Raw genomic sequence first — 14,994 nt, 5'->3', positions numbered from 1 at the left:
ATGTGGTCAAAGGCCCGCTGGCCAAGTCTGAGCTAGGGGCGGTCGACGCGCGCGCTTCGCGGCGCGCCGATCGGCTATTCAAGTTCCTCGCCGGAGTATCCAGTTCGACGATTGTGACGGCAATCGTGCTGATCGCGGTATTCCTGTTGATCCGTGCGGTACCGGCGCTGCGCGCCAACAACGCGAACTTCTTCACCAGCGCCACATTCGACACCGCCGACGACGAGAAGCTGGCGTTCGGCATCCGTGACCTGTTCATGGTCACGGTGCTCAGTTCGATCAGCGCTCTGGTGTTGGCGGTGCCGATTGCGGTCGGGATCGCGGTGTTCCTCACCCAGTACGTGCCGCGGCGACTGTCGCGTCCGTTCGCCGCGATGGTCGATCTGCTGGCCGCAGTGCCGTCGATCGTCTTCGGGCTGTGGGGGATTTTCGTGCTGGCGCCCAAACTGGAACCGGTCGCCAGGTTTCTCAACCGGCATCTGGGTTCGGTGTGCCTGTGGCGCAAGCACGACTGGCTCTGCCTGTTCAAGCAGGGCAACGTGTCATTGGCCGGCGGCGGCACGATCTTCACCGCGAGCATCGTGCTCGCGGTGATGATCCTGCCGATCGTCACCTCGGTATCGCGAGAAGTGTTCCGGCAGACCCCACTCATCCACATCGAAGCGGCGCAGGCGCTGGGTGCCACGAAGTGGGAGGTGGTGCGGATGACCGTGCTGCCGTTCGGCCGCAGCGGTGTGGTTGCCGCGTCGATGCTGGGATTGGGCCGCGCGCTGGGCGAAACGGTGGCCGTGCTGATCATTCTGCGGTCGGCCGCCAGGCCGGGGAGTTGGTCGTTGTTCGACGGCGGTTACACGTTCGCGTCCAAAATCGCTTCTGCGGCTTCCGAATTCAGTGAACCGCTGCCGACCGGCGCCTACATTTCCGCCGGATTCGCGTTGTTCGTCCTGACTTTCGTGGTCAACGCCGCCGCGCGGGCCATCGCGGGCGGCAAGGTCAACGGGTGAGCACCGATGACCATTGACGCGCTCGACCAGCCGGTCAAGGCGGAGGTCTTCCGGCCGTTGAGCTTGCGGCGGCGAATCACCAACAGCCTTGCCGCAACGTTTTTCTTCGCGTCGTTCGCCATCGCGCTGGTGCCGCTGTTCTGGCTGCTGGGCGTGGTGGTCGCGCGAGGCTGGTACGGCGTCACCCGGTCCACCTGGTGGACCCACTCGCTGCGCGGCGTGCTGCCCGAAGAGTTCGCCGGCGGCGTCTACCACGCGCTGTACGGAACCGTGGTGCAGGCCGGGGTGGCCGCCGGGCTGGCGGTGCCGCTGGGCCTGATGACCGCGGTGTATCTGGTGGAGTACGGAACCAGTCGGCTGGCACGGGTGACCACCTTCATGGTCGACGTGCTCGCCGGGGTGCCCTCGATTGTGGCCGCGTTGTTCATCTTCAGTTTGTGGATCGCCACCATGGGATTTCAGCAGAGCGCGTTCGCGGTCTCGCTGGCATTGGTCTTGCTGATGTTGCCGGTGGTGGTGCGCTCGACCGAGGAGATGCTGCGCCTGGTCCCCGACGAATTGCGAGAAGCCAGCTACGCGTTGGGTGTTCCGAAGTGGAAGACGATCGTGCGGATCGTCTTTCCGATCGCGATGCCGGGCATCGTGTCCGGCATTCTGTTAGCGGTCGCGCGCGTCCTCGGCGAAACGGCACCGGTGCTGGTGTTGGTGGGCTACAGCCGCTCGATCAACATCGACATCTTCAACGGCAACATGGCCTCGCTGCCGCTGCTGATCTACACCGAACTCACCAACCCCGAACATGCGGGCTTCCTGCGCATCTGGGGTGCGGCGCTCACCCTGATCATCATCGTGGCGGTGATCAACTTGATCGCCGCGGGAATTCGCTTCGTGGCCAGCCACCGGAACTGACCCGGCAAGATCACTGCAGGATCACTGCGCGAGTTTGAGCACCCTGCCGTTGCCGCGGTCGGCGACGTAGACGTTGCCCTTCTTGTCCACCGCCACCGACAGCGGAGTGTTGAGCCCGGTGAACGGGAGTTCGGTCGAGGCAGTGCCGCCGGCCGGCAACTTGGCCACCACGTTGGTGTCGTGCTCGGTGATGTAGATGTTGCCGGCGCCGTCGATCGCGATTCCCCAGGGCGCGCTGATGCCGGTGAACGGCAGCACGCTCTGGTTGCTGGTGCCGGCATCCAGTTTCAGCACCCGGTTGTTGTCGGTGTCGGTGACGTAGACGTTGCCGTCGGTGTCCACCGCCACGCCGTCGGGATTCTTGAGGCCGTTGAACGGCAGCACGGTCTGGGCATTGGCGCCGGGGGCCAACTTCACCACCCGGTCATTACCCCGGTCAGCGACATACACGTTGCCCTGGGCATCCACCGCCACACCCTCGGGATAGTTGAGGCCGTCGAAGGGCAGCACCGTTTGGTTGTTGGAACCGGGCGCCAGCGCGACCACCCGGTTGTTGAAATCGCTGACGTAGATCTTCCCGGAGCCGTCCACCGCCAGGCCCTGGGGCTCGTAGAGCCCGTTGAACGGCTTGACCACGGGCGTCGACGAGTTAGCGGGTAACGCCACCACGCGTCCATACATCGTTTGATTGGTGATGTACACGGTGCCGGAGTCGTCAAGGGCCACTCCGCCGGGGGAGAGGCGGAAGTTCAGGCCCGTGAACGGCAGCACGCTTTGGCCCGTCGCCGTCTGCGCCGACCCGCCGCCGCCATTCGGCCTGGTCATCACGAAGGCCGTGATGGCAGCGATGGCGATCAGGACCACCGCGGCAACCGCGCCGATGATCAACCCTTTTCGGCTCTTGCGGGGCGGCGGCGTCGAAAGGGGTTGCGACGGGCCATAACTCGGCGGTCCGGCCGGACCGCCGCCGGACGGCGCGACCCCGGGCTGGCTGGGCCAGCCGGCGGCGCCGGGCACCGGAGCGGCCTGCGTCCATTGGTCGGACTGGTTGGGCGTCGAGCGCCATCCGCCGGTGTTCGACGGCAGCGGGCGGGCCATGGTCTCGTCGCCGGTCGGGTACTGCGGTGGTGGCGTCGGGTACTGCGGCGGTGGCGTCAGGTTCTGCGGAGCCTGCTGGGGGCCCGAGCCGCTGTAGTTGGTCCAGCCGCTGGCCACCTCCGGCGTGACGACCGGGGCCATCAGGGTTGCATTGTCGCCTTGGCGCAGAATGGTCGCTTCCTGGTGCTGTTCGGGTGTGGTCAGCGCCTCGTGGGCGGCGATCGCCAGATCGCCGGCACTCATGTAGCGGTCTGCCGGTTTCTTGGCCATGCCTTTGGCGATCACCTGATCCAGCGCCGGCGGGATCCGCCCGGGGCGAATCTGGCTGGGCCGCGGGACGGGTTCCATCAGGTGTGCAGCGATCAGCCGTTCGACGCTCTCCCCGCGATAGGGCGGCGCGCCTGTCAAACATTCACCCAACACGCAGGCCAGCGCATAGATGTCGGCCCGGTAGGTGACCTCGTCGCCGGTGAACCGCTCGGGGGCCATGTAGTTGTAGGTCCCCACCGCCATCCCGCTCTGCGTCAGCCCCGGGTCGGCGGCGTTGCGGGCGATGCCGAAGTCCACCAGATAGGCGAAATCGCTTTGGGCGATCAGGATGTTTTCCGGCTTGACGTCGCGGTGCGTGATGCCGCTGCCGTGTGCGGCGTCCAGTGCGGCCGCGATCTGGCGCACGATGGCTACCGCCCGGGCCGGGGCCAGCGGACCGAACTGGGTCAGCATCGAGCGCAGCGAGACGCCTTCGATCAGCCGCATCTCCACGTAGAACTGGCCGTCGATCTCGCCGTAATCGTGGATCGGCACGATGTGCGGTTCGGTGAGCCGTCCAGCGATGTCGGCCTCGCGCTGCATGCGCGCCAGAAACGTCGGATTGCCGGAGTATTGCGCGGAGATCAGTTTCAGCGCCACCACCCGGCGCTTGCGGGTGTCCTCGGCTTCATAGACCTCGCCCATGCCGCCGCGGCCGATCAGGCGCACCAGCTGATATGGCCCAAAGTGTTGCCCCACCCGCGAATCCGGCCCGGTGACGCTCACCGTCGACGCTCCCTTCGCTAGGCCACCCGATACACACAGGCCGAACCGGCCGCCGTATCAAACGGATGGTTAACCCACGGTAAATCCTCGGAGAGTGGGCACACAACAAAATCTCGCCACTCACAGTGAATTTTGAATCACGAGTCAGTAACGACGTTCTGGCCGCCAGGATACGGCTCTGTGCTGAGAAATCGCTTAATGCATTAAAGCCGTTCGGGCCCTGGGCAATTCGGCCGGATTAGCCGGCGGTTGCCGGTCGTCGGCACCCGGTTACGCAATACTGTTCACCACCGGAACTAATTTCGATTGAAACGTGCTCGGCAGTGGAATGTACCCATACTCGTCCAAACCGATTTGGCCCTCGCCAATTGTGGCCTGCATAAAGGCTTTTACCGCGGTGCCGGTCGGGGCGTCCGGATACTTCGAACAGACGATCTCATAGGTCACCAACACGATCGGATACGCACCGACCAGGGTCGGCCGGTAGAACGACGAGGTGTCGACCACCAGGTCGTTGCCCTCGCCGCGGAAGGTGGCTCCGGCGATCGTCTTACCCACCGTTTCGGCGGTGATCGTTACCGGATTCGGCCCGGCCGAGGTGACGATCTGCGCCATGTTCAGCTGGTGGCCGACGGCGAAGGACCATTCGTTGTAGGTGATCGAGCCGTCCGTTCGCTTCAGCGCCTGCGACGTGCCGTCGTTTCCGCTGGCGCCCTCCCCGACGCCGCCGTTGAAGGTCTGGCCGGTGCCTTTGCCCCACGCGCCGTTGGACGCGGCGTCCAGATACTTCTGGAAGTTGTCGGTGGTGCCGGATTTGTCGCTGCGGAAGACGACGTGAATCTGGGTGCCGGGCAGGTTGACGCTCGGGTTGAGGCCCTTGATCGCCGGGTCGTCCCACCGGGTGATGGTGCCGTTGAAGATCTTCGCCGTGGTGGGCCCGTCCAAACTGAGCGAACTCACCCCGTTGACGTTGTAGGTGACCGCGATCGGGCCGAACACCACCGGAAGGTCCCAGGCCGGCGATCCGCAGCGCTGTGCGGCCTTGTCGGGTTCACCCTTGGCCGGATCCATCGGCGAGTCGGACCCGGCGAGGTCGGTCTGGCCGTCGAGGAACAGCTTCATCCCGGCGCCGGAACCGTTGGCGTTGTAGTCCAGCGTGTAGCCCGGGCAGGCCCGGATGTAGGCGTAGACGAACTGCTCCATCGCGTTTTTCTGTGCCGTCGAGCCCGCAGCCAGAATCTTCTTCTTGCCGCCGCAGTTCACGGGCACGGCGGGGGTGCTGGATCCCGACGAGGAGGCCGCGTTGTTCGAATGCCCACCGCAGCCCGACAACACCAGTGCGGTAACGATGATCAGGCTCATGCCAAATCGAGCGCCAGATCGAGTGAACTTCACGCAAATCTCCTCTTGAAGACTCGGGTTCGGCAGCACGATGAGCTTACGCCCGCGTCAAGACTTTGACGCTGCTTTGGGGCGGGCCTTCTTCGCCGGCGCCTTCTTGGCCGCAGCCTTTTTGGCCGGCGACTTTGTCGCCGCTGATTTGGCCGGTGCCTTCTTGGCGGGCTGCTTGCCGTCACCCGAGCGCGCCTTCACGCTGGCCTCCAGCTTGGCGAGCAGGTCCGACACGTCTTCGGTCTCGTCGAGTTCCTTCGGCTGCTCCTCGACGGTAAACGCTTCTCCGCCTTCGAGTTTGGCGTCGACGAGCTCCTGCAACTGCTCCTGGTAAGTGTCGTGGTAGCGATCCGGGTTGAACTCGTCGGCCATCGACTCGACCACCTGGCCGGCCATCTTGAGCTCTGCCGGTTTGATGTCGACCTTCTTGTCCAGCACCGGGAAATCGGGGTCACGGATCTCGTCGGGCCACAACAGGGTGTGCACCACCATCACGTCGCGCTTGCCGAAGTCCTTGACGCGCAACGCCGCCAGCCGCGTCTTGTTGCGCAGCGTGAAATGCACGATCGCCATCCGGTCCGTCTCGGCGAGCGTCTTGGCAAGCAGCACATAGGATTTGGACGATTTGGAGTCGGGCTCCAGGAAGTAGCTGCGGTCGAACATCATCGGGTCGACATCGCTGGCCGGGACGAACTCCAGCACCTCGATTTCGCGGCTGCGTTCTTCGGGCAGCGTGGCGATGTCCTCGTCGGTGATCACCACCGACTGGCCGTCGTCGGATTCGTAGGCCCGGGCGATGTCACCGTATTCGACGACCTCGCCACACACCTCGCAGACGCGCTTGTACCGGATGCGCCCGTTGTCCTTGGCATGGACCTGGTGGAACTTGATGTCGTGGTCCTCGGTGGCGCTGTACACCTTGACCGGGACGTTCACGAGCCCGAATGCGATCGAACCCTTCCAGATGGAGCGCATACACCAGTATGCCCACAGCAATGGGCCGGTAAGCAGCTAACCCGCGCCGGGTGTCGTTACCGCGAACGCCGAGAACCGGTGGCCGGGCGCGACGTGCGCCGTCGCGATCCCCGTGGCCGGAATGCGTCTTTGACCTTCTCGCCGGCGTCCTTGAGGTCGGCTCTGCGCTGGTCGTTTCGGCTTTCGGTTTCCAGCCTGCGGTTGCCCGTGGCTCGCCCGACGACCTGTTTGGCCATGCCGCCGACCTTGTCGAATTTGTTCCTGATCTTGTCTGCACCAGACATGGGACTCGGGTACCCACCGGGGCCGCCTGGATAACCCTTAGGCCCCGGAATCAGCTCTTAGCTGCGGCGTTGAGAGCGGCGCGATCGGGCAGGTCGGCACCAGCACGCGCGACCGTCAGCGCCGCGCACAGGCCGGCCACCTCGAGCGCGCGCCCCAGTGGGTCGAGTCCGATCCGGTGCAGATCAGCCCGCCGTCCAGCGCCCAGCAAACCCAGTTCCCACAGTGTGTCGAGCAGACCCACCAGGAACGCGTCGCCGGCGCCGACGGTGTCGGCCACCGTCACCGGCCGGGCGTCCGCGCGGACCTCGCCGGCCGCACAGAACGCCACAGCGCCGCGAGCGCCCAGGGTCAGCGCCACGACCGCAGGACCGGACGCCAACCAGGTCTGGGCGGTGTGTTCCGGGCTGTGCTCGGGATTGAGCCAGCGCAGATCCTCGTCGCTGACCTTGACCACGTCGCTGCGCTCCACGAGGCGTTCGATGCGCTCGCGCGCCTGATCCCGGTCGACGATCAGCGACGGCCGCACATTGGGGTCCAGCGTCACCGTGGCCGACACCCGATAGGCGTCCAGCAGCGCCACTACCGCCAGGCATCCCGGTTCGCGTACCGCAGCGATGGATCCGGTGTGCACGAAAAGCGGCGGCGGCACGGGCGGGGTGCCGGACAGCTGCCAATCCAGGTCGAACTCATAGCGTGCCGACCCGTCCGGAGCGATCTTCGCCACCGCGGTCGGGGTATGCCCCGCCCCGATACTTTCTGGAACGAGTTGTGCGCCAGCGTCTTTCACGTATCCGGCGATGCGTTTGCCGCGTCCGTCGTCGCCGATGTGGGTGAGAAAATCGATGTTGCGGCCCAGCCTGGCCAGCCCGACGGCGACATTGAGCGGGCTGCCACCCACATGCTCGCTGATGGTCCCGACACCCTCGGCGCCCGCGCCGCCTTCGAGGATGTCGATCAGCGCTTCGCCGATCACCAGCCCGCGCGGTGTCATGGGTTCAGGACGAGATGAGGGCGGTCACGATCGAGGTCGTTTCGCGCAGAGCGGCTTTGCCGATGGTGCCGATCGGCTCGTCGAGCGCCGAGCTCGGCAGCCACTGCACCAGTTCGGGCAACAGGGTGCCTGGCGGCTGGTCGACGGTGACGACCATTGCCATGATGTCGTCGGGAATCTGACCGGGGATGAAGGGGCACGTGATGATCCGTCCGGTGGCCGCGGCAAGGTGAATTGTGTTGGATAACACCACAACGTAGAGCTGTCCATTGCTATCCCGGCGGGCCGCGATGGCACCGGGAGCGATCACAAGCCTGCGGTCCGATTGGCCCGATAGACGTGCTGGGCGTAGCTATCGATGTCGAGCGCCGGAGCGGTTCGGGTGGTGTAGTCATGCAGCGCATTACGTAGATGCTCGTGGCGCAGCGCTCGCTCGATCATCTCCGACCGGTTCATGCCGGCCGCCTCGGCATCGGCATCGGCGGCTGCCAGCACGTCCGCATCCACTGTTACCGAGATCTTACTTTTCGCCATCTGTTTATCCTACTGACGCTCCTACTACTGCTTGACCATACGACGTAAGTTGACAACATGGGCTCGGCGGCAGCGCGGCGGGTGAAGCTCACCAACGCCGACAAGGTGCTTTACCCCGCGAGCGGCACTACCAAGGCAGACGTCTTCGACTACTACACCCGGATCGCCGAGGTGATGGTGCCGCACGTCGCCCGACGCCCGGCAACCCGCAAGCGCTGGCCCAACGGCGTCGAGGAGGCCTCGTTCTTCGAGAAGCAGCTGGCGTCGTCGGCGCCGGACTGGTTACCGCGCGCCAGCATCACCCACCGCTCCGGCACCACCACCTACCCGATCATCGACGACGACGACGGGCTGGCGTGGATCGCCCAGCAGGCAGCGCTCGAGGTGCACGTGCCGCAGTGGCGGTTCGTCGCTCAATGGACGCGCAGCAAGGCCGAAGAGTTCAAGCCCGGCCCGGCAACACGTTTGGTGTTCGACCTCGACCCGGGCGAGGGTGTGACCATGGCACAGCTGGCCGAGGTGGCCCGTGCGGTTCGTGACCTGATGAGCGATATCGGGCTGACGACCTTTCCGCTCACCAGCGGCAGCAAGGGGCTGCATCTCTATGCCCCGCTGGCTGAACCGGTGAGCAGCTCCGGTGCCACCGTGCTGGCCAAACGTGTTGCGCAGCAACTGGAAAAGACGATGCCCAAGCTGGTCACGTCGACCATGACCAAGAGCCTGCGGGCGGGCAAGGTGTTCTTGGACTGGAGTCAGAACAACGGCGCGAAGACCACCATCGCACCGTATTCGCTGCGCGGACGCGAGTTTCCGACGGTGGCCGCACCCCGGACCTGGGCGGAGCTCGACGACAACAAGCTGCGTCAGTTGCGCTACGACGAGGTGCTGGCCCGGGTGGCCCGCGACGGCGACCTGCTGGCGCCGCTGGATGCCGACCTGCCCAGCCGGGACCGGTTGACCAAGTACCGCAGCATGCGGGACGCGGCGAAGACCCCGGAGCCGGTGCCGAGTGCGAAACCCGCGGCGGGGCAGAACAATACGTTCGTCATCCAGGAGCATCACGCCCGCCGGCTGCATTACGACTTCCGGCTGGAGCGAGACGGGGTGCTGGTGTCGTGGGCGGTGCCGAAGAACCTGCCCGAGACCCCATCGGTGAACCATCTGGCGGTGCATACCGAAGACCATCCGCTGGAATACGGCTCGTTCGAGGGCACCATCCCCAAGGGCGAATACGGCGCCGGCAAGGTCGTCATCTGGGACTCGGGCACCTACGAGGCCGAGAAGTTTCTCGATGACGAGGTGATAGTCAATCTGCACGGCAATCGGATCTCCGGGCGTTATGCGCTGATTCAGACCGACGGCAATCAGTGGCTGGCGCACCGGACCAAGGATCAGAAGGTCTTCGACTTCGACACGCTTACGCCCATGTTCGCCAGCCACGGTTCGGCGGCGGGATTGACCGCGGGCCAGTGGGCCTTCGAGGGTAAGTGGGACGGCTACCGGCTGCTGGTCGACGCCGACCATGGCAGGTTGCGGTTGCGTTCGCGCAGCGGCCGCGACGTCACCGGTGAATATCCCCAATTGCAGGCGCTGGCAGCAGATCTCGCCGATCACCACGTGGTCATCGACGGCGAAGTGGTTGCCCTCGACCAGTCCGGAGTGCCCAGCTTCAACGAGATGCAGAACCGGGTCCGGGCCACTCGCATCGAATTCTGGGCGTTCGATCTGCTCTACCTGGACGGCCGCTCGTTGTTGCGCGCGAAATATCAGGACCGTCGCAAGCTGTTGGAAACCCTCGGCAGCGCAGGCGGTCTCATCGTTCCGGAGTTGTTGCCCGGTAACGGCGCACAGGCGCTGGAGTACTCGGGCAAGCGCGGCTGGGAAGGTGTGGTCGCCAAGAAGCGCGACTCGACGTATCAGCCGGGACGCCGTTCGGCGTCGTGGATCAAGGACAAGCATTGGAACACTCAGGAAGTCGTCATCGGCGGCTGGCGCGTCGGTGCGGGCGGGCGCAGCAGCGGCATCGGTGCGCTATTGATGGGTATCCCCGGCCCGGAGGGGTTGCAGTTCGTCGGCCGGGTCGGTACCGGTTTCACCGAACGCGACCTGGCCAATCTCAAGAAGACTCTGGCGCCGCTGCACACCGATGAATCACCTTTCAGCGCAAAGCTTTCCACCCGCGACGCCAAGGGCGTGACGTACGTCGAGCCGACGCTGGTGGGGGAGGTGCGCTACAGCGAATGGACGCCGGACAACCGGCTGCGGCAAGTGAGCTGGCGCGGCCTGCGGCCGGACAAGAACCCGAGTGAGGTGGTACGCGAATGAAGTGGGTGACGTATCGAAGCGACGACGGCGAACGCTGTGGCGTGCTCGCCGGCGACTCGATCCACGCGATGCCGGCCGGAGTGACGCTGCTCGACTTGATCGGGCGCGGCGCCGACGGGCTGGCCGCAGCCGGTGCGGAGGCGCTGCGTGCACCCGCCGAGGTGATCAGCCTGCGCGACGCGACTCTGGCGGCGCCCATTCCGCGCCCGCCCTCGATACGGGACTCGCTGTGTTTTCTGGACCACATGCGCAACTGCCAGGAGGCGACCGGGGGCGGCCGGATACTGGCGGACACCTGGTATCGCATCCCGGCGTTCTACTTCGCCTGCCCGGCAACCGTGCTCGGCCCTTACGACGACGCGCCCATGGCGCCCGGAAGTGCTTGGCAGGACTTCGAATTGGAGATCGCCGCCGTCATCGGGGCGCCGGGTAGAGACCTGTCGGTGCAACAGGCGCAAAGCTCGATCATCGGCTACACGATTTTCAACGACTGGTCGGCACGGGACCTGCAGATGCTCGAAGGGCAGCTGCGGATCGGGCAGGCCAAGGGCAAGGACAGCGGCGTCACGCTGGGCCCGTATCTGGTCACCGCGGACGAACTGGAGCCCCACCTGCGCGACGGCAGGCTGAGCCTGTCGGTGACCGCGCTGGTCAACGACACCGTGATCGGCTCCGGATCGACCGGGCAGATGGACTGGACCTTCGGCGAAGTCATCTCCTACGCCTCGCGCGGGGTGCCGCTGCACCCCGGCGACGTGTTCGGCTCCGGCACGGTGCCCACCTGCACGCTGGTCGAGCACCTGAGCCGGCCCGAGTCCTTTCCGGGTTGGTTGCGCGACGGCGACGTGGTGACGTTGCGGGTCGAGGGGCTGGGCGAAACGCGGCAGACCGTTCGGGCCAGCGCCCCGCCCGTGCCGTTGGCGGTGCGGCCCAATCCGGATGCTGCGCCGTCGCGGCCGCGCGTCAATCCGGCGAAGGCCAAGGTGCCCTACACCCGCGGGCTGCACGAGGTCGCCGAGCGGGTGTGGGCGTGGATGCTGCCCGACGGCGGATACGGGTGGAGCAACGCCGGTCTGGTGGCCGGCGACGGCGCGTCGTTGTTGGTGGACACCCTGTTCGACCTCGCGCTCACCCGCGAGATGCTGGCCGCGATGCGGCCGGTCACCGCGGGCGCGCCTATCACCGATGCCCTGATCACTCACTCCAACGGCGACCACACCCACGGCAATCAACTGCTGGAGCGCTCGGTGCGGATCATCGCCGCCACCGGCACAGCCGAGGAGATCGCGAAGGACCCTGGTGCCGAGATGCTGGCCCGGATCCAGACCGCCGACCTGGGTCCCGTGGCGACCCGATATGCGCGAGATCGCTTCGGGCACTTCGACTTCAGTGGCATCACGGTGCGCAATGCCGACCACACCTTCGATCGGGAGCTGACCATCGACGTCGGCGGCCGACGGGTGGATCTGCTCAACCTCGGTCCCGCGCACACCGCCGCCGATTCGGTGGTGCACGTCCCCGACGCAGGTGTGCTGTTCGGCGGGGACCTGTTGTTCATCGGCTGCACGCCGATCGTCTGGGCCGGTCCGATCGCCAACTGGATCGCGGCGTGCGACGCGATGATCGCACTCGATGCGCCGACGGTGGTTCCCGGCCACGGCCCGGTCACCGACCCGGACGGAATCCGTGCTGTGCGTGGCTATCTCGTGCACATCAGCGAACAAGCCGAGGCCGCCTACCGCAAGGGGCTTTCGTTCGAAGAGGCGGTCGATACCGTCGACCTGGGCGAGTATGCCTCCTGGCTGGATTCCGAACGCGCCGTCGTCAACATCTATCAGCGCTACCGCGAACTGGATCCGGAGACCCCGACGCCCGAGTTGTACGGGCTGATGGTGATGCAGGCCGAGTGGCTGGCTAAACGCGAAACGGCCTAAATGCCGACATGACCGGCGAGCGCGATTTACGCTGTCGCCGATGACAAACATGCTCGCGCAACCCGCCGCGATGGCGGCCGCCGCCGCGGATGTTGCTGGGCTGGGATCGGCGATCAGCGAAGCCAATGCGGCCGCGGTGACCCGGACAACCGGTGTGCTGGCGGCAGCCGCCGACGAGGTGTCGGCGGCGACCGCGACACTGTTCAACGACTTCGGCCGGGAATACCAGGCGGTCACCCGACTGATCGAGGGCTATCGAAGCGACTTCGCCGCCGCTCTGGCGGCCGCGGCCAACGCCTACGCGGGTACCGAGGCCACCAGCGTGGGCGCCCTGGCCGCCGCGGCCACACCGCCGTTCACGTTTCCGGCCAACTACGCATCGGTGTTCATCTCCGGCAGCGGCAACGGCATGCCCAGCCCGGACTACATAACGACCGTTCTCGCCAACTACATCAAGCCCGCCTTCCCCGGCGGACTGCTGAGCAACGCGTTCGCCATGTTCACTCCCGCGGGCCTGTATCCGTTGACCGGCACCACCGTCCTGACGCTCAACGAGTCGGTGGCCCAGGGCCTGCAGATCCTGGACACGACACTGTTCGGGACGGCGGCCGGCCAGCATGGGCTGATCACTCCCGGCGGTAATCCCGTTGTGGTGCATGGCATTTCACAGGGAGCCATCATCGCATCGCTGGAAATGCAGAAGCTGCTGAACATGCATAGTCCGCTGACCGACCAGCAACTCGGCTTCCAGCTCTTGGGCGACCCGATGAATCCCAATGGCGGTCTCTTCGCGCGCTTCCCGGGCCTGAGCTTTCCCAGTCTGGGGCAGACGTTCTACGGCGCGACGCCCTCGAACACCGTGTGGCCGACCACGATCTACACCCTGGAATACGACGGGATCTCCGACTGGCCGCAGTATCCGATCAATGTGCTGGCCGACCTCAACGCCTTCGCCGGGTTCTACTACGCGCACCCGTTGTATCCGAGCCTGAATCCGGCGGCGCTGCCCACCGGGTACGAGCTGAAGATGCTGCAACCGTCGCAGGGTTATGCGGGCAATACCACCTACTACATGATCACCAATCCACATCTGCCGCTGGTGCAGCCGTTGCGGTCAATTCCGTTGCTGGGCAATGCAATGGCGGATCTGCTCGAACCGGATTTGCGGGTACTGGTCAACCTCGGCTACGGCGATGTGGCGCACGGCTACTCGACCGGGCCGCCCGATGTGCCCACCCCGTTCGGCGTCTTTCCGTCCGTCGATCCCCAAGCGCTGCTGGGCCACCTGGCTACCGGGACGCAACAGGGCATCACCGCTTTCGGAAACGACTTGGCAGGCCTCACCCTCTCGGACGTTGCGGACGTGTTCAAGTGGAATCCGGTGTCGGCTATCGGCGGAGCGTTACCCGCCAACTTCACCGACGCCTTCGCCAAGGTGCAGCCGACGGTGAACATCGCGACCGCCCTGCTGACCGCGGTCCCCGCCTACGACGCCCAGCTGTTCGTGGACGGCATCCAGCAGATGGTCAACGGCGCCCCGGTCGAAGGGCTGGTCAATGCGATCGGCCGGCCGATCGCCGCCACCGTCGGCTTGTCCACGCTGCTGGCCGGTTACGAACTGTTCGTCCTCACCGGCGCCTGGTACCCGCCGCCGACACCGTTGTGACGGCGGCGGTGACAACTGAATGCATTGCCCGTCAAACGGGTTCGTCGTCGTCCCCGTCGCAGAGAAGCCTTTCGGGGTGATGGTAGGAATTGGTTCGCGGCTGTCCGCGATCTAGGTGTGCCGGCGGAATCCATTGGGTTTCGCCCTTGGCGTTCTTACGAGTGGTCCATCCTTTCTCGGCCAGTGGGTGATGGCCGCCGCAGGCGAAGGTGAGCTGGTCGATGTCGGTGCTGCCGCACTGGGCATACGGGATGCAATGGTGCACTTCGCAGTAGTACCCGGGCGTATCGCAGCCCGGTGCCGAGCAGCCACGTTCCTTGGCGTACAAGACAATTCGCTGTGCTGGTGAGGCCAGACGTTTGGTGTGATACAGCGCTAGGGGCTTGCCGTCGTCGAAGATCGCCAGATAGTGGCTGGCCTGGCGGCCCAGGCGGATCACATCGGGCATGGGCAGGAGGGTGCCGCCGCCGGTGAGGCCGCGCCCGGCCGCAAGCTCTAGTTCCTTGAGTGTGGTGGTGACGATGATCGAGGCCGGTAATCCGTTGTGCTGACCCAACTCTCCGGACATCAACAGCGCCCGCAGCCCGGCGAGCAACCCGTCGTGGAAGCGCTGGGCTTTGGAGCGCAGGTCGCGGCGCGCGGCGTCCGGCGCCGCTTGCCCGTCGACCACCGGGGTTTCGTCGTCACGGTTACACATTCCCGGTGCGGCCAGTTTGGCTGCGACGGCTTGCAGGGTGGCCCGCAGCTCGGGATCCACATAGCCGCTCAGGCGTGACATGCCGTCGTGGTCTTGCTTGCCCAGGCTCAGGCCGCGTTTGCGGGCGCGGTCCTCGTCGGTGTAGTTGC

Annotated in this window: 13 protein-coding genes; 5 read left to right on the top strand and 8 right to left on the bottom strand. The window is 65.7% G+C overall.

What is annotated here, in order from left to right; genetic code table 11:
• Window positions 1–2 precede the first annotated feature (2 nt).
• Window positions 3–1,004 carry a phosphate ABC transporter permease subunit PstC gene (pstC, locus tag BST12_RS19335; protein WP_083114749.1) on the top strand — a complete coding sequence of 334 codons (1,002 nt, stop codon included), beginning with the start codon at window positions 3–5 and terminating at the stop codon, window positions 1,002–1,004.
• Window positions 1,005–1,010: 6 nt separating this feature from the next.
• Window positions 1,011–1,913 carry a phosphate ABC transporter permease PstA gene (gene pstA, locus BST12_RS19330; protein ID WP_083114748.1) on the top strand — a complete coding sequence of 301 codons (903 nt, stop codon included), beginning with the start codon at window positions 1,011–1,013 and terminating at the stop codon, window positions 1,911–1,913.
• A 21-nt stretch (window positions 1,914–1,934) separates the two neighbouring features.
• Here the strand turns inward: pstA and BST12_RS19325 are convergent, their stop codons facing one another.
• From BST12_RS19325 to BST12_RS19295, 7 genes are all read right to left on the bottom strand, one after another.
• Window positions 1,935–4,046, bottom strand: coding sequence for a serine/threonine-protein kinase PknD (locus tag BST12_RS19325; RefSeq protein ID WP_083114747.1), 2,112 nt, complete (start codon window positions 4,044–4,046; stop codon window positions 1,935–1,937).
• A gap of 270 nt (window positions 4,047–4,316) precedes the next feature.
• The gene (gene pstS / locus BST12_RS19320) at window positions 4,317–5,441 is read right to left on the bottom strand and encodes a phosphate ABC transporter substrate-binding protein PstS (protein ID WP_083114746.1); all 1,125 of its coding nucleotides are present in this window, start codon (window positions 5,439–5,441) and stop codon (window positions 4,317–4,319) included.
• A 54-nt stretch (window positions 5,442–5,495) separates the two neighbouring features.
• A complete protein-coding gene (gene ku / locus BST12_RS19315; RefSeq protein ID WP_083114745.1) occupies window positions 5,496–6,413 on the bottom strand; it encodes a non-homologous end joining protein Ku in 918 nt (305 codons plus the stop codon).
• Window positions 6,414–6,469: 56 nt separating this feature from the next.
• Window positions 6,470–6,697 (bottom strand): CsbD family protein, encoded by a 228-nt coding sequence (locus BST12_RS19310; RefSeq protein WP_083114744.1) that lies wholly within the window; start codon window positions 6,695–6,697, stop codon window positions 6,470–6,472.
• A 50-nt stretch (window positions 6,698–6,747) separates the two neighbouring features.
• Complete coding sequence (locus BST12_RS19305; protein WP_083114743.1) at window positions 6,748–7,689, bottom strand: carbohydrate kinase family protein; 942 nt, start codon at window positions 7,687–7,689, stop codon at window positions 6,748–6,750.
• Window positions 7,690–7,693: 4 nt separating this feature from the next.
• Window positions 7,694–7,999 carry a toxin gene (locus tag BST12_RS19300; RefSeq protein ID WP_083114742.1) on the bottom strand — a complete coding sequence of 102 codons (306 nt, stop codon included), beginning with the start codon at window positions 7,997–7,999 and terminating at the stop codon, window positions 7,694–7,696.
• Complete coding sequence (locus tag BST12_RS19295; RefSeq protein WP_083114741.1) at window positions 7,996–8,223, bottom strand: ribbon-helix-helix protein, CopG family; 228 nt, start codon at window positions 8,221–8,223, stop codon at window positions 7,996–7,998. Before BST12_RS19295 ends, BST12_RS19300 begins: the two co-directional genes overlap by 4 nt.
• A 57-nt stretch (window positions 8,224–8,280) precedes the next feature.
• Between BST12_RS19295 and BST12_RS19290 the strand changes: the two genes are divergently transcribed.
• The 3 genes from BST12_RS19290 to BST12_RS19280 are packed head-to-tail and all read left to right on the top strand — an operon-like array spanning window position 8,281 to window position 14,148.
• The gene (locus tag BST12_RS19290; RefSeq protein ID WP_083114740.1) at window positions 8,281–10,548 is read left to right on the top strand and encodes an ATP-dependent DNA ligase; all 2,268 of its coding nucleotides are present in this window, start codon (window positions 8,281–8,283) and stop codon (window positions 10,546–10,548) included.
• A complete protein-coding gene (locus BST12_RS19285; RefSeq protein ID WP_083114739.1) occupies window positions 10,545–12,482 on the top strand; it encodes a fumarylacetoacetate hydrolase family protein in 1,938 nt (645 codons plus the stop codon). The genes BST12_RS19290 and BST12_RS19285 overlap by 4 nt, the downstream gene beginning before the upstream one ends.
• A gap of 40 nt (window positions 12,483–12,522) precedes the next feature.
• Window positions 12,523–14,148 (top strand): PE family protein, encoded by a 1,626-nt coding sequence (locus BST12_RS19280; protein ID WP_083114738.1) that lies wholly within the window; start codon window positions 12,523–12,525, stop codon window positions 14,146–14,148.
• A 31-nt stretch (window positions 14,149–14,179) separates the two neighbouring features.
• Here the strand turns inward: BST12_RS19280 and BST12_RS19275 are convergent.
• A partial coding sequence (locus tag BST12_RS19275; protein WP_139801780.1) for an HNH endonuclease signature motif containing protein occupies window positions 14,180–14,994 on the bottom strand: 815 nt, incomplete at its 5' end.

The organism is Mycobacterium angelicum, assembly GCF_002086155.1.
Classification (GTDB): domain Bacteria; phylum Actinomycetota; class Actinomycetes; order Mycobacteriales; family Mycobacteriaceae; genus Mycobacterium; species Mycobacterium angelicum.
Note: the sequence above shows the minus strand (reverse complement) of the source record. Positions and strands in the feature narration are given on the sequence as shown.

Coding starts and splice junctions, on each gene's coding strand:
- pstA (WP_083114748.1), top strand. CDS start 1,011: ATGACCATTGACGCGCTCGACCAGCCGGTCAAGGCGGAGGTCTTCCGG.
- ku (WP_083114745.1), bottom strand. CDS start 6,413: ATGCGCTCCATCTGGAAGGGTTCGATCGCATTCGGGCTCGTGAACGTC.
- BST12_RS19310 (WP_083114744.1), bottom strand. CDS start 6,697: ATGTCTGGTGCAGACAAGATCAGGAACAAATTCGACAAGGTCGGCGGC.
- BST12_RS19305 (WP_083114743.1), bottom strand. CDS start 7,689: ATGACACCGCGCGGGCTGGTGATCGGCGAAGCGCTGATCGACATCCTC.
- BST12_RS19295 (WP_083114741.1), bottom strand. CDS start 8,223: ATGGCGAAAAGTAAGATCTCGGTAACAGTGGATGCGGACGTGCTGGCA.
- BST12_RS19290 (WP_083114740.1), top strand. CDS start 8,281: ATGGGCTCGGCGGCAGCGCGGCGGGTGAAGCTCACCAACGCCGACAAG.
- BST12_RS19285 (WP_083114739.1), top strand. CDS start 10,545: ATGAAGTGGGTGACGTATCGAAGCGACGACGGCGAACGCTGTGGCGTG.
- BST12_RS19280 (WP_083114738.1), top strand. CDS start 12,523: ATGACAAACATGCTCGCGCAACCCGCCGCGATGGCGGCCGCCGCCGCG.